This is a genomic window from Streptomyces sp. NPDC007875 (assembly GCF_042868035.1).
GTDB lineage: Bacteria > Actinomycetota > Actinomycetes > Streptomycetales > Streptomycetaceae > Streptomyces > Streptomyces antimycoticus.
This window is the reverse complement of record NZ_JBIADZ010000020.1, coordinates 1-18,625: the sequence shown is the minus strand read 5'-3', so window position 1 is coordinate 18,625 and position 18,625 is coordinate 1. Positions and strand designations below refer to the sequence as shown.

Genomic DNA, 18,625 nt, shown 5'->3' with positions numbered 1-18,625 from the left:
AGCAGACCCCGGCCGGTGAGGTGGCGGGGCCAGGGGGCAGCGAGGTCAGCGAGGCCAGCGGAAGAGCGGGCCAGGCCCGGGTGGGGACGTGCCCCTGGCCGACGGATGTCCGTGCGCGGCCCGCAACATCGTGGCGGCGCCGCGGATCGCCGCGGTATGCGGTGTGGGAACCGCCCGCAGGGGCGCGTGCGTGCCGCCGGCGAGCCGGTGAGTGAGGTCGGGGCGCAGTGCGCCGCCACCGGCCAGGAGGGCACCCCGGCTCAGGGCCTCGGCGGTGAGGGACGTGCGGTCCTGCCGGAGCATGGAGGTGAACATGGTGCTGATGGCTTCGGTGATCTCCGCCGTGGCGTCGGCGTCCGCGAGGTCGGTGGTGCCGGCGAGGTCGGTGGTGCCCAGGGCGGTGCGGCGGGCGTCGAAGACCAGGCCGTCGACGAGGAGGACCACCTCGGTGAGATGGGCGCCGATGTCCACCACGAGCAGCGGCAGGGAGAGGTCGGCGCCCGCGGCCAGGGCGATGGCGCGCGCGGTGGGGACGGTCAGGACCGCGCGGGGGCGGAGCACTTCCACGGCGGCGCGGGCCTGTTCCCGGTAGGCGGGGCCGTCCAGCACCGGCGCGGTGACCACCACCAGCGGGCGGGTGAGGCGGGGCAGGCGGTGGCTGAGGAGCCGGTCGAGCATCCGGGCCGTTCCCGGAACGTCGACGATGGCGCCGCGCTGGACCGGATACACCGCCCCAGCACCGGGGAAGGTGATGGTGGGTACGTCGAGGACCATCCCGCGGCCCGCTATCCAGGCGCGGGTGCGGGCGCTGCCCAGGTCCAGGGCGAGGCCGCAGCAGTGCCGGCACAACGGCCAGGGCCGGTGCCGGTGCCCGGCGGGGGAGCCGGGCTGGAATCGGCGGCGGACGGTCATCGTCCGGCCTCCCGTACCTGCTGGCACCGTGCGCAGTAGCGGGCCTGTGGAACGATCATCAGCCGGTCGCGCTCGACAGGGCGACGGCACAGGTGGCACGTGCCGTAGCGGCCCTCGGCGATGCGTCGCAGCGCCGCCTCCACGTCGGCGAGGACCATGCGCGCGGAGGCGGCGACTTTGACGTGCACTTCGGCCTGTGCCGCGGAGCGGCGCCGGAGCAGGTCCTCGGCGCGGGGCGGCGCGGCGATCTGCCGCAGCTGTTCCTGGCGGAACAGGCGCTGTTCGTGGAGGTTCTCCCGCAGCGCGGCGAGGTCCTCGGGCGACAGGTGCGCGGCACGGTCGCCGATGGTCTGGTGGTTCACCACTTCACCCCTTTGAGCAGGGCGGAGACGAAAACAGGAGGCGGACGGGGCGGGTCAGGCGGTGGCGCGGCCCTGGCAGGCGACGCAGTACCGGGTGTAGGGGAGGATCTCCAGGCGTTCGGCGGGGACGGGCTTGGCGCAGCCCTGGCAGATGCCGTAGGTGTCGTCCTCCACGCGGGCGAACGCCTCGTCGATCTCGGTGAGGACTCGCTGGATCGCCTCCGTCTGCGCGGACACCAGATGGGCGTCCGTGCTCTGGGCGCTCTCGTCGAGGGCACGCAGCTGAGCCAGGCGGCTGTTGCGGGCGTGTTCGAGGCGCTGACGGGTTTCATGAGAGGTCAGCCGCCCGGGGCGGGGGCCGGTCTGGGCGGTGTCGAGCGGCACGATGAGGTCCTTTCGTGAAAGCGCGCCAGGCGCGGCAGTAGCCGCCCGGTTCCGCCGGCCGCGGTCTCCACGACCGCGCGCACTGGCCGTACCGGACGGCTCGAGCACCTTCGACTCTGCTCGACCCGGCGTCGGAAGCCCATCGGGCGCGGACCCCATTTGCCCGGGGCAGCGGTGACCACGGGGCGATGGTGGGGAAGGGCGCGTGGGTACCCGATGACCTCGGATATGGGTGACGGGCCCCATCGACCGCGCGCGGTGCGGGAGGCAGGCTGTGTCAGGCTCGGTCGTGATCAGTTGTGACGGCTCCGCCGGGGTGCGATGGGCGACAGTAGAGCTGATCACACGCGGAGCGCAGAAGGAGGAACTTCCCCGGTGTCGCTGTTCTGGCGGATCTTCGGGCTCAACGCCCTGGTGCTGGGCACCGCTACCGCCCTGCTGCTGTGGGCGCCGGTGACCGTCTCCGTGCCGGTGCTGCTGACCGAGGCGATCATCCTGGTCGGCGGTCTCGCCGTCATGCTGGTCGCCAACGGCACCCTGCTGCGCTGGGGCCTGGCCCCGCTGGACCGGCTGACCAGGCTGATGACCACCGTCGACCTGCTGCGCCCGGGCCAGCGGCTGCCCGTGCCCGGCGCCGGCGGCGGTAGCGAGGTGTCCGAGCTGATCCGCACCTTCAACGCCATGCTCGACCGGCTGGAGCACGAACGCGCCACGTCCAGCGCCTGGGCGCTGCTGGCCCAGGAGGCGGAACGCCGCCGCATCGCCCAGGAACTGCACGACGAGGTCGGGCAGAGCATGACCGCGATCCTGCTGGTGCTCAAGCGCGCCGCGGACGACGCCCCCGAACCGCTGCGCGAGGACCTCCAGCAGGCCCAGGAGATCACCAGGGAGAGCCTGGACGAGGTCCGCCGCCTGGTGCGCCGCCTGCGGCCCGGCGTCCTGGACGACCTGGGCCTGGTCAGCGCACTGACCTCGCTCACGCAGGACTTCGCCACCCACACCGGGCTGCGGGTCGTGCGCCGTCTCGATTCCGATCCGCCCACCCTCGACCGGGAGAGCGAGCTCGTGCTGTACCGGGTGACTCAGGAGAGCCTGACCAACGCGGCCCGCCATGCGGACGCGCGGCAGGTCGAGGTGAGCCTGCACCGGGCGGGCGAGGCGGTGGTGCTGGAGATCGCCGACGACGGCCGCGGCATCGAGGCCGCCTGCGAAGGCGCCGGGATCCGCGGCATGCGCGAACGGGCCCTGCTCGCCGGGGCCACCCTCGACATCACCTCGACGCCTGGCACCGGTACCCGGATCCGCCTCATCACACCCGCCCCCAGGAAGCAGCTCTGACCATGCCCGATCCGACCCCGCCCGGACCCACCACGGCCTCGGCACCGTCCGCCACGGCCGGGAAGCCGATCCGCATCCTGCTCGCCGACGACCACGCTCTCGTACGCCGCGGCGTACGCCTGATCCTCGACAGGGAACCCGACCTGGAGGTCGTCGCCGAGGCCGGGGACGGTGCCGAGGCCATCGAGGCGGCCCGGAGCCAGGAGATCGACCTGGCCGTGCTGGACATCGCCATGCCGCGCCTGACCGGTCTTCAGGCCACCCGGGAGCTGGTGGCGCTCAAGCCGGGGCTGCGCATCCTGATGCTGACGATGCACGACAACGAGCAGTACCTGTTCCAGGCACTCAAGGCCGGGGCCTGTGGCTATGTGCTGAAGTCGGTTGCCGACCGCGACCTGGTCGCCGCCTGCCGGGCCGCGATGCGCAACGAGCCGTTCCTCTACCCCGGCGCGGTCACCGCCCTCATCCGCAACTACCTGGAGCGCGTCCGCCACGGCGAGGAAGACCCCGACCAGTTCCTCACCCCTCGTGAGGAGGAGGTGCTCAAACTCGTCGCCGAAGGGCACTCCTCCAAGGGGATCGCCGAGATCCTGTTCATCAGCGTCAAGACCGTGCACCGCCACCGGGCCAACCTCCTGCACAAGCTCGGTCTGCACGACCGGCTGGAGCTGACCCGCTACGCCATCCGCGCAGGTCTCATCGAACCCTGACGCCCGCCCCGCACCGACGTCCGGGACTCTGGTCGTCCACTCCCTGGCCGGAGCCCCGGACCGGCACCCCACGCCGAGCACACGGCAGGAGTCGAGCACCCCGCAGGAAGGGGACGGTGCATGCGCCCAGCACCCCGCAGCACCCCGACCGCAGTTCACCCGCTCGCGGGGACGCTCATCGCGCTCCTCGCCGTCCTGCTGGCGTTGGTTCCCGCCGATGCCGCGCGCGCGGCTTCCGTTCCGGTGCCCGCGGCTTCCGTTCCGGTGCTCGATCCGGCCCCGGCGGCCACGGGCGCCGAGCGCCCCGACACCGGTCCCCACGCGGACGGCCCGTGTGCCGTCGGCTGCGCGACCCAGGCCAGGGTCCGCCACGACCACCTCGGCGAGCGCCCGTTCCCACCGGATCACCACGCCACCGACCCCCCTGACGCGGATGCCGGCCCGGCTGTCGGTACCCGTGCTTCAGCGCCTTCCGCGTGCGCACCCGCCTCTCCCGGCCGGTCGGCCCACGACCGCGGCCGGGCCCCTCCGGCACCCGCAGGTACCTGACGCGACCCATCACCCTTTCCTCCGTCGCGGCCGCGCGGGCCGCTGCCGCGGCGTGCCTGCCGGAGGCTCGTGTTGAAACGCCGGAACAACCGCCAGAACAACCGCCGGAACGACCGCACCAAGTCCTTGCGCGTGCGTGCGCTACTCGCCCTCGCCGTGATCGCCGGATCGCTGGCCATCACCCTCACCACGCCCGTCCGCCTCGGCCTCGACCTGCGCGGCGGCACCCAGATCATGCTGGAAACCCGCTCCACCCCCACCACCGACGCCGACGCCGCGGCCACCGACCGCACCGTGGAAGTGCTGCGCGGCCGCATCGACGCGCTCGGCGTCGCCGAACCGACCCTCGTCCGCTCCGGCGACCACCGCATCCTCGTCGAGCTGCCCGGCGTGTCTGACCCGAAGAAAGCCGCCGACGTGCTGGGCCGCACCGCGCAGCTCACCGTCCACGCGGTCCTCGGCCCGGCCCGGACCGCCGACGGCGCCACCGCCCCGGCGACCGATCCGGCCAAGGAGCGCGTTCTGCCGGACGAGTCCGGACAGCCCCTGCGCCTGCGGGCCGCCGATCTGACCGGACGGGACGTCGAAGGCGCCGACGCCCGCTTCGACCAGCAGGGCGGTGCCGGATGGCACGTCGCGGTCGACTTCTCCAAGACCGGCCAGGACCAATGGCGGCAGATCACCGCACGGGCCGCCTGTCACCCGGCCGGTGACCCGCAGCGCCGGGTCGCCATCGTCCTCGACAACAAGATCATCTCCTCGCCGCAGGTCGAGCCCTCCGTACCGTGCGGGACCGGCATCCCGGGCGGCACCACCCAGATCACCGGCTCCTTCGACGACACCGAAGCCCGCGAACTGGCCCTGCTCATCTCCGGCGGAGCCCTGCCCGTACCGGTCGAGACCGTGGAACAGCGCACCATCGGCGCCACGCTCGGCGATGCGGCCATCGAGGCCGCGGCCTGGGCCGCCGGCATCGGCACCGCGCTGACCGCGCTGTTCATCATCGCCGTCTACCGGCTCATGGGCCTGCTCGCGACCGCGGCCCTGGCCTGCTACGCCCTCGTCTCCTACGCCGCCCTGGCCGCGCTCGGCGCCACACTGACCCTGCCGGGCCTCGCCGGGTTCGTCCTGGCGATCGGCATGGCCGTGGACGCCAACGTCCTGGTCTTCGAACGGACCCGCGAAGAGTACGCGGCCCGCGGCCGCCCCACCCCCCGATCGGCACTGACGGCCGGGTTCCGCGGAGCCCTCAGCGCGATCGCCGACTCCAACATCACCACATTGATCGCCGCGGCTCTCCTGTTCGCCTTCGCCTCCGGCCCGGTGCGCGGCTTCGGCATCACCCTCGCCGTCGGCGTCCTCGCCTCGATGGTCAGCGCCCTGGTGATCAGCCGGGTGCTCGCCGAGTACGCGGCCAACCGCCCCGCGGTCTTCCGCCGACCCCGCGTCACCGGCATCGCGAGCACCGGCTGGGTCCGCGACCGGCTGCTGCGCCGCGACCCGTTCCTGATGCGCCGTCCGCGCCGCTGGCTGGCCGCCTCCGCCGCACTCGCCGTCATGGCCGCGTCGGGCATCCTCGTCCGCGGCCTGGACTTCGGCATCGAGTTCACCGGCGGCCGGCTGATCGAGTACGCCACCAGCACCTCAGTCGATCCCGACCGGGCCCGCACCGCCCTCACCGACGCCGGGTTCCCCCGCGCGGTGGTGCAGTCCTCCGGTGACACCGGGCTCACGGTGCGCGCCGAGAACCTGACCAACGCCGACGAGGCCACCGTCACCGAAACCATCAGCAACCTCGGCGGCGAGACGAAGAAGATCCGCGACGAGCTGATCGGCCCCAGCATGGGCGACGAACTGCGCCGCAACGCCCTCATCGCGCTCTCCCTCGCACTGGGCGCCCAACTGCTGTACCTCGCGGTGCGCTTCCGCTGGTTCTTCGGGACCGCGGCCGTCGTCGCGCTCGCCCACGACGTGGTGATCGTCATCGGCGCCTTCGCCTGGCTCGGCAAGCCCATCGACGGGGTCTTCCTGGCCGCCCTGCTGACCGTCATCGGGTACTCGGTCAACGACTCCGTCGTCCTCTTCGACCGCGTCCGCGAACTGCTCGACCGCGACCGCACCACACCGCTTCCCCGCCTGACGAACCGGGCGATCCTGCAGACCCTGCCCCGTACCGTCAACACGGGCATGGGCGCGGCACTCATCCTCACCGCCCTCGCCGTCCTCGCCGACGACACCCTCGCCGACTTCGCCCTCGCCCTGCTCATCGGCCTGGCGGCCGGCACCTACTCCTCCGTCTTCACCGCCGCCTCACTCACCATCGAACTGCACCCGCCCCGGAAGGCGTCGCGGCCGCGGCCGTCGCGGTTCACCCGGCGGCACTCCTCCTCGGGGCAGAACGTGGTGTCGACTTCCGAGGAAACCCCTCGATAGGGTCACCGTCGTTTCCGAGCTCACGTCCTTCCCCACGACGCTTCCCCACGACGCCCGCCGCACCGACCACGTGCCACACCTTCGCGTCCTACCCCACACCCGTCGAAACCCCGGTCCTGGTGACCAGCGGTGACTGGTCCGGAGACGCCGACGGGCTCGTGTTCCAGAACACCGGGTCCCGCGCCGTCGACGTGGAATACACCACGTACACGAACGACGGGACCGTCCCGGTGGACGGCACGGTGTGCGTCACGACGAGCAAGGCGAGCAGACAGTTCTTCTACAACCCGACCACCGTGCACACGGTCACCTGGCGCACCGACAACACGGGCTGACATGACCGCACCGCGGGCGCTTCCGGACCGGAGGCGCCCGCCTTTCCGTCAGCCCCGGCCGTCCGGCCACTGTGGTGCCTCATCGATTTCCGCCGCTCACGGGGCCGGGCTGAGTTCTGGAACCCCACAGGCCTCGGGCACCGGCTCGGCCTATGTCATGACGACGTGCCGGTCGTAGCGCTGTCGCGCAGGAAGCCCGCGAAGGCCCCAGCGGCGGGGGTGAGGGCGTGGTCGGCCATGCGGACCAGGAGGATGCGGCGTACCGGGGCGGGGGATTGCAGCGGCAGGACGCTGACGCCGCCTCGGGTGCCTTCCAGCGCCAGGGTGGGGGCGAGGGCGACGCCGATGCCGGCGGCGACCATGGCCTGTGCCTCCTGGTAGTCGTGGGCCTCGTAGGCGATCTGCGGCTCGAAACCGGCTGTGTGGCAGCTGCGGGCGAGAGCCTCGGCCACCGGATGGTTCTCGGCGCGGGTGATCCAGGGGTCGTTCGCGAAGTCGGCGAGGGCGGCCGAAGGGCGGCCGGCGAGGGGGTGGTCCTTGCTGACGAGGAGGGCCGGGGGGTCGTCGACGAGTGAGGTGACGACGATGTCCTCGCGGTCAATGCGGTTCCAGTCGTAGTCCCACATCAGGGACATCTCGATTTCCCGGTTCTCCAGCATCGCCCACAGGCCCGCGATGCGGGCGCTGCGCACCGTCAGCCGTACGTCGGGGTGGGCTTTCCGGAAGGCGATCACGGCCCGGGGGAGGAGGGAAGCGCCGACGGTGGGGAAGGTTCCGATGCGGAGGATGCCCGCGCGTAGTCCCGCGAAGTCGGCGAGCTCGTTCTCGGCGGCCGTCAGTTCTCGCTCGATCCGCTCCCCGCGCTCGGCCAGGGCGCGTCCCGCGTCAGTGAGCGTGACACCCCGCGCATGGCGCTCCAACAGCGGCTGCCCAGCCTCCGCCTCCAAGCGGCTGACCTGCTGGGACACCGCTGAAGGCGTGTAGCTGAGAGCCCGCGCGGTCGCGGTGACCGAGCCCCGGCGGGCGACCTCGGTGAAGAGCAGGATGCGTCGCACATCGAGCACCGCGCCACCTCCGGCATTAATTTCAACTTAATACCCATGCAGATTTCCGAGATTGTACTTCATGCTCTCCGCGCCCACCGTGGATCACACCACGTACGGAAGTGCCGGCGGGGTTTCCACGAGGAGTCTGTTGTGTTGCGTCTGCAGGGCGAGATGATCCGCGGAGGAACCAGCAAGTGCTGGATCTTCGACCACCACGATGTGGTCGCGACCGGCGTGGACGCCGACACCCTGCTGCTCGCCGCCTACAACGCCGCCGACCCCCGCCAGATCGACGGCGTCGGCGGTGCCTCCTCCACCACCTCCAAGGCCGCGATCGTCCGGACACCGGCCGAGCCGGGCATCGACGTCGAGTACGCCTTCGCGCAGGTCGGCATCGGTGACGAGCGCGTGGAATGGACCAGCAACTGCGGCAACTGCGCCACCGCCGTCGCCCTGTACGCCGTCCACAACGGCCTGGTACCGATCACATCGGACTTCACCAGGGTGCGGATGCTCAACGTCAACACCGGGGCCCGCCTCACCGGCACCATCCCCACCCCGGGCGGTACGGCCCCCGACGAGGGCACGGCCGCGGTGCCCGGCACCGCGGCGCTCGGAGTGCCGGTCCTTCTCGGCTTCGAGGACCCGGCGGGTACGACCACGGGGCGCGCCCTGCCGACCGGCCGCGCCCTGGACACCCTGATCGGGCCCGCCGGTCCGGCCGAGGTGTCCCTGGTCGATGCCGGCGCCCCGGCCGCGCTGTTCGAGGCCAAGGCGTTCGGCCTCGACGGCACCGAGTCGCTCACCGAGTTCGCCGAGGCGGTGCCCGCGCTCACCGTGCTGCGCCGCGAGGCCGCCCTGGCCATGGGCCTGGCCGACCGGAACGACCCGGTCAGCCATGCTGTGCCGAAAGTCGGCGTCGTTGCCCGGGCCGCCTCATATCGCACCACTCATGGCACTCTGGTCAGTCAGGACGAGTACGACCTGGCCGTACGCATGGTCTCCATGCACGCACCCCACCCGGCGATCGGCCTCACCTCGGCCGTCGCCCTGGCCACCGCGGCCGCCATCCCCGGCACGCTCGCCCACCGCGTCGCCCGGCAGACCGCCGACGGCACGCTGCGCCTGGGCACCCCGGCAGGTGTCCTCACCGCCCAAGCCGTCCCCGCACCGGACGGCGCGTCCCCCACGGTGCTGCTGCACCGCGCCGCCCGCCGCATCGCCCGAGCCGAACTTCTCGTTCCCGTCCTGGAAGGACGCCCCGCATGAGCCGCAACGATGCCGCCCCGGGTACCGTCACCGCTCCACCACGCCGCACCCGTCGGCTGCTGTCCCTGCTCTACGTCCAATGCCTGATCGGTGTTCTCGCCGGTGCCGTCGTCGGCTGGCTGTGGCCTTCCTTCGGCGCCGAGTTGAAGCCCCTGGGCGACGGCTTCATCGCGCTGGTGCGCATGATGATCGCGCCGGTCATCTTCTGTACCGTCGTCCACGGCATCGCCTCCATGGGCAACGCGCGTGCCGTCGGCAGGGTCAGCCTCAAGGCGCTGCTCTACTTCGAGGTGCTGACCACCGTCGCCATGGTGATCGGCCTGGTCGTCGTCAACGTCGTCCAGCCCGGCAGCGGACTGCACGTCGATCCCTCCACCCTCTCCACCAAGGGGTTGCCGCCCGAGGCGACCGCGAGCCACGAGAGCTTCTCCGCCTTCGTCCTCGCCATGATTCCGGACACCCTGCTCAGCGCCATGACCGGCCACGAGATCCTGCCGGTGCTGGTGGTCTCGGTGTTGTTCGGCTTCGGCCTCAACGCCGGCGGCGAGGCGGGCGCGGGGATCGCCCAGGGCATCGAGAAGCTGTCCAGGATCCTGTTCACACTCATCCGCTGGATCATGCGGCTGGCCCCGATCGGCGCCTTCGGCTCCATGGCCTTCACCATCGGCAACTACGGCCTGGACACCCTGCGGCACCTCTTCCTGCTGGTCGGCTCCTTCTGGCTCACCGCCCTGTTCTTCGTCCTGGTCGTCCTCGGTACGGTCATGCGCGTCAACGGCCTGCGCCTGCTGCCCTTCCTCCGCTACATCAAGGAAGAGCTGCTGATCGTCCTGGGCACCTCGTCCAGCGAGCCAGTGCTGCCGCGCATGATGGCCAAGCTCGAGCACGTGGGCGCCTCCAAACCGGTCGTCGGTATCACGCTGCCCGCCGGGTACTCCTTCAACCTCGACGGCACCGCGATCTACCTCACCATGGGCTCGGTCTTCCTCGCCCAGGCCCTCGGCATCGACCTCAGCCTCACCCAGCAGCTGTCGATGCTCGCCATCATGCTGCTCACCTCCAAGGGCGCCGCCGGGGTCACCGGGTCCGGCTTCGTAGCGCTGGCCGCCACCCTCAGCGCCGTTCCCCACGTACCCGTCGCCGCCCTGGCGCTCATCTTCGGCATCGACCGCTTCATGTCCGAGGCCCGCGCCCTGACCAGCGTGGTCGGCAACGGCGTCGCCACTCTGGCGGTGGCCAAATGGGAGGGACAGCTCGACGAGGACCGTGCCAAGGCCGTCCTCCGTGGCGATATCCCGTACACCTCCGCTCCCGAGGCCGGCCACACCCCCGAGCCGCAGGTCGATCCCGCACCTGGCGAGAAGCCCGCGGAAGCCGACCCGAAAGCAGCGGCCGGAGCGGACCGTGACCCCGTGCCCGCCGTCGGCTGACGCACCGCGCACAGCCGGTCCGGAGCCCGTGCTCCGGACCGGCCCTTCTCGTGATCAGGAGCACCCGCACTCATGGCAGCACCCTGGGACGTCATCGTGGTCGGCGGCGGAAACGCCGGCTTCTGCGCAGCGCAGTCCGCCTGGGAAGCGGGCGCCCGAGTCCCTCGTACTGGAAAAGGCGCCACGGCAGGATGCGCGCCGCGCATCTCGGCCCCGGCTGGGACCTGGCCCTGGTCCGCGGCACCCCGTACAACACCGGCGATGGCATCCGCACGGCTCTTGACGCCGGTGCTCAGCCGTACGGCCACTGGAGCGGCTGCCACGCCGTCGCCTGGGACGCCGGGGCACGGCCTGTCGGCGACCGCGGGCTGACCAACCAGCTCACCCGCGGCGGATACCCGTTCGGCATCGTGGTCAACACCGACGGCCGCCGCTTCCTCGACGAGGGCGCGGACTTCCGCAACTACACCTACGCCAAGTACGGCGCCGAGATCCTCCGACAGCCCGGATCCACCGCCGTCCAGATCTTCGACGCCAGGACCGCGCCGCTGCTGCTTCCCGAGGAGTACGCCTCCGAGGACGCCACCAGTGTCACATCCGGCAGCGTGCGGGGGCTGGCCCGGGAACTCGGCATCGACGAGAGTCAGCTCGCTGCGACGGTCGAGGAGTTCAACGCCGCCCTCACCGGCGCCCCGTTCGACCCGACGGCCAAGGACGGCAGCCGCACCGAGGGGATCACACCGCCCAAGTCCAACTGGGCCCAGCCCCTCGACACACCTCCCTCCACCGCCTACCCGGTCACCTGCGGCATCACCTTCACGTTCACCTTCGGCAGTCGGTTGAAGAGGCACCCGATTGGTCAGCGTCAGCGGGTGGCCGGGCGGTGAGTGACGCGTCGCATGCGTCGCGGGGCATGCTGTCGCCGCTGTCCTGTTCCGGTCGTGCGGCAGCGTTGGTGACCGGACGTCGGGGGAAGGCGTGTCGGCGGGCGCCGGCGATGATGAACCACGACGCGGCCGCGGACGCGGCGGCGAAAAGCGGCAAGGCTGCCGCTCCCAGACGGTCCAGTACCTGCCCGCCTGCGATGGAGCCGCCGCCGATGCTGAAGTTGACGCCGATGACGTACAGCGCGGAGACGGCGGCCTGGGCCTGCGGTGCGGCCGTGAGCGCGGCGGACTGCAGGAGGGTGGGCAGACCCGCGAAGAGCAGGCCCCATATGACGACCAGGACGAGGCTCACGGCCGTGGCCCTGCCCGTCGCGGCCAGCGCGGCGAATACCAGTGCCATCCCGCCGGTGAAGACCAGGGTCGCGCCGCGGGGGCGGCGGTCGACCAGCACGCCGGTCGTCCACACTCCGACGACTCCCGCGAGGCCGAAGGCGAGCAGCACCGGGCCGGCCCCTGCCTCGCTGATGCCGATGTGCCGCAAGTAGGGCGATATGTAGGAGTAGATGCTGAAGTGGCCGAGCATGACCAAGGCCGTGGCGAGGGTGATGGTGAGCACGCCCGGGAGTTTGAACGCGGCCAGGGCCGTGCCCCGCGTTGCCGGTGAGCCGGACGTCTTTGGCAGCAGGACCGGCGCGGCGACCAGGACGAGTGCGGCCACCACAGCGAGCAGGACGAACGCGCTGCGCCAGCTCAGCGCGTTGCCGACCGCGGTTCCCAGCGGCACGCCGAAGGTCAGCGCGGCGGTGTTGCTCGCGAACACCACGGCAACGGCGCGGCCCGTCCGCTCCGCGGGAACGAGACGGGTGGCGTAAGCGGGCAGGACCGACCAGAGAACCCCGTGCACCGTAGCGGCGATCAGGCGGGCGACGACAGCCACGGCGTAGGACGGGGCCGCGGCGAGCAGCAGATTGCTCAGCACGAACACGGCCACGATGACGAGGAGCAGGCGCCGCTGCGGCCAGTGCGCGGTTCGGGCCGTGATCGGCAGCGTCACCACCATGATGACGAAGGCGTACAGGGCCACCAGCAGGCCGGCTCGCGACTCCGAGACACCCAGGCCGCCGCTCACCTGGGGCAGCAACCCCATGGGCAGGGTCTCCGTCGTGATCGACATGAAGCCGGCCAGGAACAGGACGGCCAGGCCGGCCGTCCCGGACCGGAGAGAGGACGTGGTTTTGACAACGTTATTCACGGCTGGGACGGTAAACCTGCACACCGATGTCAAGGTCAACGATGGAGAACAGGGCGCGGATTGAAGATCAGTGAGCTGTCTCAGCACACCGGGATCAGCAGCCGCTCGCTGCGCTACTACGAGCAGCAGGGCCTGCTTCACCCCCGTCGCCTCCCCAACGGCTACCGGGACTACTCCGAGGAGTCCGTCGTATGCGCCGAGCGGGTTCGCGATCTGCTCCGGTCCGGCCTCGGCACCGAGGCCATCAAAGACATCGGATGCTGCTTCACCGGGTCGGGAGCGTCGCTGCGGGCGACGGTGGACTCGGAGCTCGCCGCCGGCCTGGCCCGCGAGCTCGCGAACATCCAGAGCCGGATCGACACTCTCACCCGGCACCGCGACGCCATCCAGACCTACTTGGCCGAAGCACGTCTCACGGCGGACTGAGCCCGCGCACACCCAAACGCGACGAACATCACCGACTGGGCATTAGTATCTATTATGCGTTTTCCTGCCTCGAATGGCCCATCTTGTGATAGCGGTGCAGCGTCCCTACGGGCCGTCTCCCCATCCCCGGACAGTCCCGCACCCAGCCCCGAGTCGCTGTCCATCAGCGAACTCGCTCACCGGTGCCAAGTGAGCACGCGGTCACTGCGGTATTACGAGGAGCAAGGTCTCCTGCTCCCCGCACGCAACGCTGCGGGGCACCGCCGGTACGAGGCCAAGGACGCCGACTGCGTCGGCTTCATCCAGCGTTTGTACGGCGCGGGCCTGCCGAGCGAACTGATCCGTACGGTGGTCCAGGAGTGGAAACTCCCTGACTCCGCGCCCCGGATCGAGGCTCTTCTGCGCACCCGACACGCCGAACTCTCCCTTGAGGCGGAAGAACTGCACGCCAAGCTGACCGGCCTGGAAGCCGTGCTGAACGCGGTGACCGGCAACAGCTGACTTGCCCTTCACACCAGCGTGAACGTCTACCTTCCTGGTGAAGGCCCCGGACAGAAGAAGAGGGCCGGCACAGGAAAGGCGGACAGGTGAGCAGCTACATGCTGGCGCAGCTCCAGCTCAAGTATGGTTTCGCGAATCTGGCGCGCTACGAAGCCGCCATGGTGACAATCCGCGAACTCTTCGAATCCCAGGGCATCACGCTCGTTGCGGGCACGGTGACCCAGGTCGGGCCGCTGTACGAGGCATTCAATTTGTGGGAGATCGAGGACCAGGGCCACCTGGAACGCGCGCTCCGTGCCATGACGCTCGGCGATCCCCGTGCCCTGGAGGCCATGGGCGAGCTGGACGCCACGGTGGAACACGAACAGACGCGATTCCTCGGATCACTTGCGTTCGCGGGGAGCCCGAACACTGCGTGAGGCTCTCGGGCAGGTCAGCTCTCAGCGACCAGAGTGCCTGACTCTGCCCAGCGCCGGTCATCCGGCGCCCGGCCTACCGACCCTGCGGGTGCCGATAAATCATCCGGGCAGTTCAGACCGCTCGTCGGTATTCGTGGAGGGTTCCGCCGAGTCGGTCTCGTCTGCGGACTTCGAGGTGGGTGAGCTGGGCTTGTCGCGTGATGGGTGCGGGTAGTGGGCGGCGTGGAGCGGCTTGTCGGACATCAGGGCATTGAAGGCGGTAGTGAACTTCGAGTCGCGGTCGCGGATCAGGAGCTTCGCCCTGCTGCCCGCGTCCTTGAGGTCCTCGATGCCTATGCCCAGCATGACAACGGTCATCGCCCCCGCCAGGCTTGCGGGCAGCTCCCGCCTCTCGCCCAGGAGCACCCGACGCCTATAGTCGGCCCGTCCACTCACCGAATTCTACGCACTCAAATACTCGGCGGCCTGATCAACGAGTACAGATACGCCGCCTGACCAGGAACGATGAGTTTCCGAACGGTACACGGTACGCCCGGGCAACGACGAGTTCATCTCGCCTTCAGCCCGCCTTTGAACCTTCGGGTCGGCGGTAGGACGCGTTGTAGTCCGCGAGCCGCTGCAGGAGCTCACCGGCTTCGAACAGGAGGCGGCGTTCGCGCTCGTTCAGCACGTTCTCCACTGCTTCGTGCAGCCAAGCGTGACGACCGTACGAGGTTTGCTCGACGATGTCGTGACCGTACGCCGTCACGTCGACGAACACTTTGCGCCCGTCACTGGGATCGGGACGACGCTTGACCATCCCGGCGTCTTCCAGTGCGCGAAGCGCGGCTGTCATGTTCGGCGTAGTCATCTGCAGTTCCGCCGCCAACTCGCCTGGCCTCGTTGTCTCGCTGGTTCGTGCAGCCATGGTGAGCACCACCAGGGCTGAAGTCGCCAGTTCTTCGACAGCGGGCTTCTCAATCGCACCGAAGATCGCCGGGAAGGGAACCAGCCACGGTTCCGGCCTGGGCAAGACCCGCTGGGTCGTAGAACGCACCTCCGCCTGGATCCACCCGTTCAAGATGTCCACGACCAGCTCGCCACAGCAAAACGGCCCGCCGAAAACCGACGGACCGTCATGCAAGATCGAGGCTACCTCGCGTTCGGAGGGCTCTGAGCCGCCTTCTTGGCGGGGCGGCCACGCTTCTTGGCGGGGGGCTCCTCTGCGGGCCGGGATGCCGCGGTGAAGGGCTCCAGCGCCTTTTGCAGGGCCTTCAGTCCGTCCGGGCCCAGGTCCACGGTCCGGCGCTCATTCCTCAGGGCCTGCCGCACGGCAATGGTGTTGCTGCCGTCCTCGTTCTGCTCCCCGGTTTCGTATTCCTCTTCGACCCAGGTGGGCACGGATATGTCCACCGAGTGCACGTCCGCGGTGATATCGGGTTCGAGATCGCAGTGAATAACCGTACGTCCGTAGATTCGCGTTTCCACCGTCTGTCCGTTGACGACGACGGTCGTGACGGTTTCCTGAACCCCTTCCTTGTCCTTCTCGGTTTCCGCAACCTGCACAAAGCGAACTGCCACTGCTTCCCCTTTTTTTTGGAACCGCTCAAATCTTAGCGGGACAGCGGCTGTTGGCGCCAATCCAGAAAGTCCGAAAGCCCTTTCCGGTCGGAAGGGGCTTTTCCGGGGCGCACGGCGGGAAATGCGTGCGCGGGACCTCAGGTGCAGCCGTTGCGGGCGGTGCTCACGGCGACGTCGTACACGCCGCCCGTGGGTCGGGCGACAAAGTCGCACACGCGCAGGGCCTGTGGTCAGGCGGCGTGGCCGATGGTGATGTGGAGAGGCTGGCCCAGGGCGGTTGCCACGCGCAGCAGGGTTCGGGTAGAGGGGAGGGTGAGGCTGGTCTCCAGGCGGGCGATGGCAGGCTGGGTGATCCCGGCGCGGCGGGCGAGTTCGGTCTGGGACCAGCCCAGTTCGGTGCGACGCTGGTGGACGGTGCGGCCGTTTTCGACGGCCAGCCCGGTTTCGTCGCGGTGAACGCTGAGGAGCCACCGCCGCGGTGCGCCTGGCCAGGGGCACCGCAGTAGAGAGAATCCCAAGCGGGAGCTGGGCGGACGAGAGGTTCAGGCCGCCCGTGTTCTGACGCTCCGCCAGGATCGCCGGTGGCGTGTTTGCGGCCGGCGCGTTCCAGGGCTGTGCCGATGGCGGTAACGGCGTGGGTCGCGGCTCGGCACTTCTCAGGGCGCTGGTATTGGTGGCGTGCTGGTGGGCCCTGCTGATCGTGGAGTCCACCGCGACCCGCCAGTCGATCTGCCCGGCCTCGTCCGCGGCAGCGAGCAGCGCCCCGAGCACGCGGTCCCAGGTCCCGTCACCGGACCACCGGCGGTGGCGGGCCCACACGGTCTTCCAGGACCCGAACCTGCTCGGGAGGTCCCGCCAGGGGATGCCAGTGCGGTACCGGTAGACGATCGCCTCCACGATCCTGCGGTGGTCAGCCCAAGGTCTGCCACGGCGCCCGTCGCTGGTGGGCAGCAGGGGGTGGATGCGGCCCCACTGCTGGTCGGTCAGCCGGGCGTGACGGGGCATCGGGAACAGACCGCTGAGCACGTCTCCGGCCTCCTCAGCCGCGCCGCGCGAGAACGCCGGAGACGTACTTGCTGGCCCCGGGCCGCTGGCCCGCCCGGACTCAGTCGATCGCCTTGATCACCCGGGCGGGGACTCCCGCGACCAAAGCGCGGGCAGGAACGTCACGAGTGACCACCGCGCCGGCAGCGACCACCGCGCCGGCACCGATGGTCACTCCCTGCGTGATCACGGCAGCTGCTCCGATCCAGACGTCGTCCTCGATGACGATCGGGGCGAAGGAGAGGTACTCGCGGCGCTCGGCGAGGGGCAGAGGGTGCCCCCCGGTGATGAGGCTGACCTTCGGAGCGATCATGACGCCGTTGCCGATATGGATGCCGCCCTTGTCCATGAACGTGCATCCCTGGTTGACGAAGACGTTCTCCCCGAACGTCGTGTTCAGCCCGTACTCGGTGAAGAACGGCGGGTAGATCATCACCGACTTCGGGAGCGGGCCGCCAAACACAACGGAAAGTAGTTTCGCACGGCCTTCGCCGTCGCTGAACGGCAGCACGTTCAACCGAGACGTCGCGTCGGTCACCTCCACGATTCGCTCCGCATGACGTGCAAACTCGGGTGTCTGGACATACATGACCTGGTCTGTGCGAGTAGACATGCGCTGATCCCAGCACCTTGAAGAACGCACGATCAAACAACCTCACGACCAACCTGTCACAACCTATTGTTGTGACCCTAGGGTGGGATCGTGGATGTTGAAGCGCTACGCACCTTCGTGGCCGTCGCCGAGGCCGGCCAGTTCCAGGCAGCGGCGGACGAGCTCGGGATCAGCCAGCAGGCGGTCTCCAAGCGGGTCGCGGGCCTGGAGAAGCACCTCGAGGTCGCGCTCCTGGTGCGAACCTCCCGGGGGTCCCGGCTCAGCCTGGACGGGCAGGTCTTCCTGCCCCGCGCCAAGAAGGTCCTCACGGCTCTCGAGCAGGCTGAGCAGGCCGTGCGCCCCGGCAGCCGACCTCTGCGTGTCGACGTCCTCAACCAGCGCATCGCACCGGCCCAGGCCGTCTATCGGTTCTACCGCTCGCACCCCGAGATAAACCTGGACGCGGTCACGCTGAGCAACGAGAACGCCGCCCAGGCCACCCAGGCTGTGCTCGACGGAACCGTCGACGCGTCCTTCCGCGCCCTGCCGGCAGATCAGGTCCCGCCCGGGATCAGTGCCGAACGGCTCCTGGACACCCCCCTGGAGCTCCTGGTCGGGCCCGGCCACCCGCTGTCGGGCGCAGCCTGGGTCAGGCCTGCGGACCTGGCCGGCCACCGCATCTGGATCCCCGGGATCAGGCCCGGCACGGAGTGGGCGGACTTCTACCAGGCGCTGTCCGAGGCCTTCGGCCTGAGCATCGACGCGCTCGGCCCCAACTTCGGCGACGAGGCCCTGATGGACGCGCTGGCCGAGTCGACCTCACTGGCCACCCTCGTCGGCGGCGGGGACCGGTACCTGTGGCCCCAGACCCACGACCTGCGACGCATCCCGTTGCACGAACCGACCCCGGTCTACCCGCACGTGCTGCTGTCTCGCACCGGAGACCAGCACCCCGTGCTGACCGCGTTGCGCGACCATCTACGAACCTCAGGACCGCGACCTACTGATGAAATGTGGGTGCCAGGCTGGGTAGACCTCTGACCGGACGCCCCGAATTAACCGACACGCCCTAGGGCGTGTTTCGAAAGTGCTGGTCACAGCCATTCGTTGATGGCCGCGACCAGCACGGTCGCCTCATAGCGGACGGCGAGCTTGTCGTACCTCGTCGCCACCGCG

21 protein-coding genes and 2 pseudogenes are annotated in these 18,625 nt (G+C 70.1%); 12 read left to right on the top strand and 11 right to left on the bottom strand.

What is annotated here, in order from left to right; all coding sequences use genetic code 11:
• Nucleotides 1-45 precede the first annotated feature (45 nt).
• The 3 genes from ACFYOY_RS33070 to ACFYOY_RS33060 are packed head-to-tail and all read right to left on the bottom strand — an operon-like array spanning nucleotide 46 to nucleotide 1,658.
• A complete protein-coding gene (locus tag ACFYOY_RS33070) occupies nucleotides 46-912 on the bottom strand; it encodes a rod shape-determining protein (protein WP_388591181.1) in 867 nt (288 codons plus the stop codon).
• Nucleotides 909-1,277, bottom strand: coding sequence for a TraR/DksA C4-type zinc finger protein (locus ACFYOY_RS33065; RefSeq protein WP_351901317.1), 369 nt, complete (start codon nucleotides 1,275-1,277; stop codon nucleotides 909-911). The genes ACFYOY_RS33070 and ACFYOY_RS33065 overlap by 4 nt, the downstream gene beginning before the upstream one ends.
• 51 nt (nucleotides 1,278-1,328) lie before the next feature.
• Complete coding sequence (locus ACFYOY_RS33060; RefSeq protein WP_208522184.1) at nucleotides 1,329-1,658, bottom strand: TraR/DksA C4-type zinc finger protein; 330 nt, start codon at nucleotides 1,656-1,658, stop codon at nucleotides 1,329-1,331.
• A 375-nt stretch (nucleotides 1,659-2,033) separates the two neighbouring features.
• Between ACFYOY_RS33060 and ACFYOY_RS33055 the strand changes: the two genes are divergently transcribed.
• From ACFYOY_RS33055 to ACFYOY_RS33040, 4 genes are all read left to right on the top strand, one after another.
• The gene (locus tag ACFYOY_RS33055) at nucleotides 2,034-2,996 is read left to right on the top strand and encodes a HAMP domain-containing sensor histidine kinase (RefSeq protein WP_388591178.1); all 963 of its coding nucleotides are present in this window, start codon (nucleotides 2,034-2,036) and stop codon (nucleotides 2,994-2,996) included.
• Between the two features lie 2 nt (nucleotides 2,997-2,998).
• A complete protein-coding gene (locus tag ACFYOY_RS33050) occupies nucleotides 2,999-3,706 on the top strand; it encodes a response regulator transcription factor (RefSeq protein WP_351901321.1) in 708 nt (235 codons plus the stop codon).
• Between the two features lie 621 nt (nucleotides 3,707-4,327).
• Nucleotides 4,328-6,688, top strand: coding sequence for a protein translocase subunit SecD (secD, locus tag ACFYOY_RS33045; protein WP_388591176.1), 2,361 nt, complete (start codon nucleotides 4,328-4,330; stop codon nucleotides 6,686-6,688).
• A gap of 119 nt (nucleotides 6,689-6,807) precedes the next feature.
• Nucleotides 6,808-7,023: a hypothetical protein gene (locus ACFYOY_RS33040; RefSeq protein ID WP_351901325.1), complete on the top strand. Its 216-nt coding sequence runs from the start codon at nucleotides 6,808-6,810 to the stop codon at nucleotides 7,021-7,023.
• Nucleotides 7,024-7,178: 155 nt separating this feature from the next.
• Here the strand turns inward: ACFYOY_RS33040 and ACFYOY_RS33035 are convergent, their stop codons facing one another.
• Nucleotides 7,179-8,087: a LysR family transcriptional regulator gene (locus ACFYOY_RS33035; RefSeq protein ID WP_351901327.1), complete on the bottom strand. Its 909-nt coding sequence runs from the start codon at nucleotides 8,085-8,087 to the stop codon at nucleotides 7,179-7,181.
• Nucleotides 8,088-8,219: 132 nt separating this feature from the next.
• Between ACFYOY_RS33035 and ACFYOY_RS33030 the strand changes: the two genes are divergently transcribed.
• The 3 genes from ACFYOY_RS33030 (at nucleotide 8,220) to ACFYOY_RS33020 (ending at nucleotide 11,655) form a co-directional block, all read left to right on the top strand.
• The gene (locus tag ACFYOY_RS33030) at nucleotides 8,220-9,338 is read left to right on the top strand and encodes a PrpF domain-containing protein (protein WP_351901329.1); all 1,119 of its coding nucleotides are present in this window, start codon (nucleotides 8,220-8,222) and stop codon (nucleotides 9,336-9,338) included.
• Nucleotides 9,335-10,768, top strand: coding sequence for a C4-dicarboxylate transporter DctA (gene dctA / locus ACFYOY_RS33025; RefSeq protein ID WP_351901331.1), 1,434 nt, complete (start codon nucleotides 9,335-9,337; stop codon nucleotides 10,766-10,768). The genes ACFYOY_RS33030 and dctA overlap by 4 nt, the downstream gene beginning before the upstream one ends.
• Before the next feature lie 191 nt (nucleotides 10,769-10,959).
• Entirely contained in the window at nucleotides 10,960-11,655 is a 696-nt protein-coding gene (locus tag ACFYOY_RS33020; RefSeq protein ID WP_388591173.1) for an FAD-binding protein, read from the top strand.
• On the opposite strand, the gene ACFYOY_RS33015 is transcribed toward ACFYOY_RS33020, so the two are convergent.
• Nucleotides 11,591-12,907: an MFS transporter gene (locus ACFYOY_RS33015; RefSeq protein ID WP_388591171.1), complete on the bottom strand. Its 1,317-nt coding sequence runs from the start codon at nucleotides 12,905-12,907 to the stop codon at nucleotides 11,591-11,593. The genes ACFYOY_RS33020 and ACFYOY_RS33015 overlap by 65 nt on opposite strands.
• A gap of 60 nt (nucleotides 12,908-12,967) precedes the next feature.
• Between ACFYOY_RS33015 and ACFYOY_RS33010 the strand changes: the two genes are divergently transcribed.
• From ACFYOY_RS33010 to ACFYOY_RS33000, 3 genes are all read left to right on the top strand, one after another.
• Complete coding sequence (locus tag ACFYOY_RS33010; RefSeq protein WP_351901357.1) at nucleotides 12,968-13,333, top strand: MerR family transcriptional regulator; 366 nt, start codon at nucleotides 12,968-12,970, stop codon at nucleotides 13,331-13,333.
• Nucleotides 13,334-13,387: 54 nt separating this feature from the next.
• Entirely contained in the window at nucleotides 13,388-13,834 is a 447-nt protein-coding gene (locus tag ACFYOY_RS33005) for a MerR family transcriptional regulator (RefSeq protein ID WP_388591169.1), read from the top strand.
• 86 nt (nucleotides 13,835-13,920) lie between these two features.
• Nucleotides 13,921-14,253, top strand: coding sequence for an NIPSNAP family protein (locus ACFYOY_RS33000; RefSeq protein WP_351901333.1), 333 nt, complete (start codon nucleotides 13,921-13,923; stop codon nucleotides 14,251-14,253).
• Between the two features lie 99 nt (nucleotides 14,254-14,352).
• Here the strand turns inward: ACFYOY_RS33000 and ACFYOY_RS32995 are convergent, their stop codons facing one another.
• Both ACFYOY_RS32995 and ACFYOY_RS32990 read right to left on the bottom strand, forming a co-directional pair.
• Nucleotides 14,353-14,610: a hypothetical protein gene (locus ACFYOY_RS32995; RefSeq protein WP_388591167.1), complete on the bottom strand. Its 258-nt coding sequence runs from the start codon at nucleotides 14,608-14,610 to the stop codon at nucleotides 14,353-14,355.
• Nucleotides 14,611-14,812: 202 nt separating this feature from the next.
• Nucleotides 14,813-15,160: a MarR family transcriptional regulator gene (locus tag ACFYOY_RS32990; protein WP_351901337.1), complete on the bottom strand. Its 348-nt coding sequence runs from the start codon at nucleotides 15,158-15,160 to the stop codon at nucleotides 14,813-14,815.
• A 52-nt stretch (nucleotides 15,161-15,212) separates the two neighbouring features.
• Here ACFYOY_RS32990 and ACFYOY_RS32985 point away from each other — a divergent pair.
• Nucleotides 15,213-15,314 (top strand): annotated as a pseudogene (locus ACFYOY_RS32985) (IS5/IS1182 family transposase); the annotation flags it as partial.
• Nucleotides 15,315-15,384: 70 nt separating this feature from the next.
• Here ACFYOY_RS32985 and ACFYOY_RS32980 read toward each other — a convergent pair.
• The 4 genes and pseudogenes from ACFYOY_RS32980 to ACFYOY_RS32965 all read right to left on the bottom strand — a co-directional run bounded on the left by ACFYOY_RS32980 (nucleotide 15,385) and on the right by ACFYOY_RS32965 (nucleotide 17,446).
• Nucleotides 15,385-15,813, bottom strand: coding sequence for a hypothetical protein (locus tag ACFYOY_RS32980; RefSeq protein ID WP_351901339.1), 429 nt, complete (start codon nucleotides 15,811-15,813; stop codon nucleotides 15,385-15,387).
• Nucleotides 15,814-16,043: 230 nt separating this feature from the next.
• Nucleotides 16,044-16,331 carry a helix-turn-helix transcriptional regulator gene (locus tag ACFYOY_RS32975; protein ID WP_351901341.1) on the bottom strand — a complete coding sequence of 96 codons (288 nt, stop codon included), beginning with the start codon at nucleotides 16,329-16,331 and terminating at the stop codon, nucleotides 16,044-16,046.
• A 157-nt stretch (nucleotides 16,332-16,488) separates the two neighbouring features.
• Nucleotides 16,489-16,818, bottom strand: a pseudogene (locus tag ACFYOY_RS32970) (IS5 family transposase); the annotation flags it as partial.
• 100 nt (nucleotides 16,819-16,918) lie between these two features.
• The gene (locus ACFYOY_RS32965) at nucleotides 16,919-17,446 is read right to left on the bottom strand and encodes a DapH/DapD/GlmU-related protein (RefSeq protein WP_388591165.1); all 528 of its coding nucleotides are present in this window, start codon (nucleotides 17,444-17,446) and stop codon (nucleotides 16,919-16,921) included.
• 114 nt (nucleotides 17,447-17,560) lie between these two features.
• Between ACFYOY_RS32965 and ACFYOY_RS32960 the strand changes: the two genes are divergently transcribed.
• Nucleotides 17,561-18,490: a LysR family transcriptional regulator gene (locus tag ACFYOY_RS32960; RefSeq protein ID WP_351901345.1), complete on the top strand. Its 930-nt coding sequence runs from the start codon at nucleotides 17,561-17,563 to the stop codon at nucleotides 18,488-18,490.
• Nucleotides 18,491-18,625: the final 135 nt, after the last annotated feature.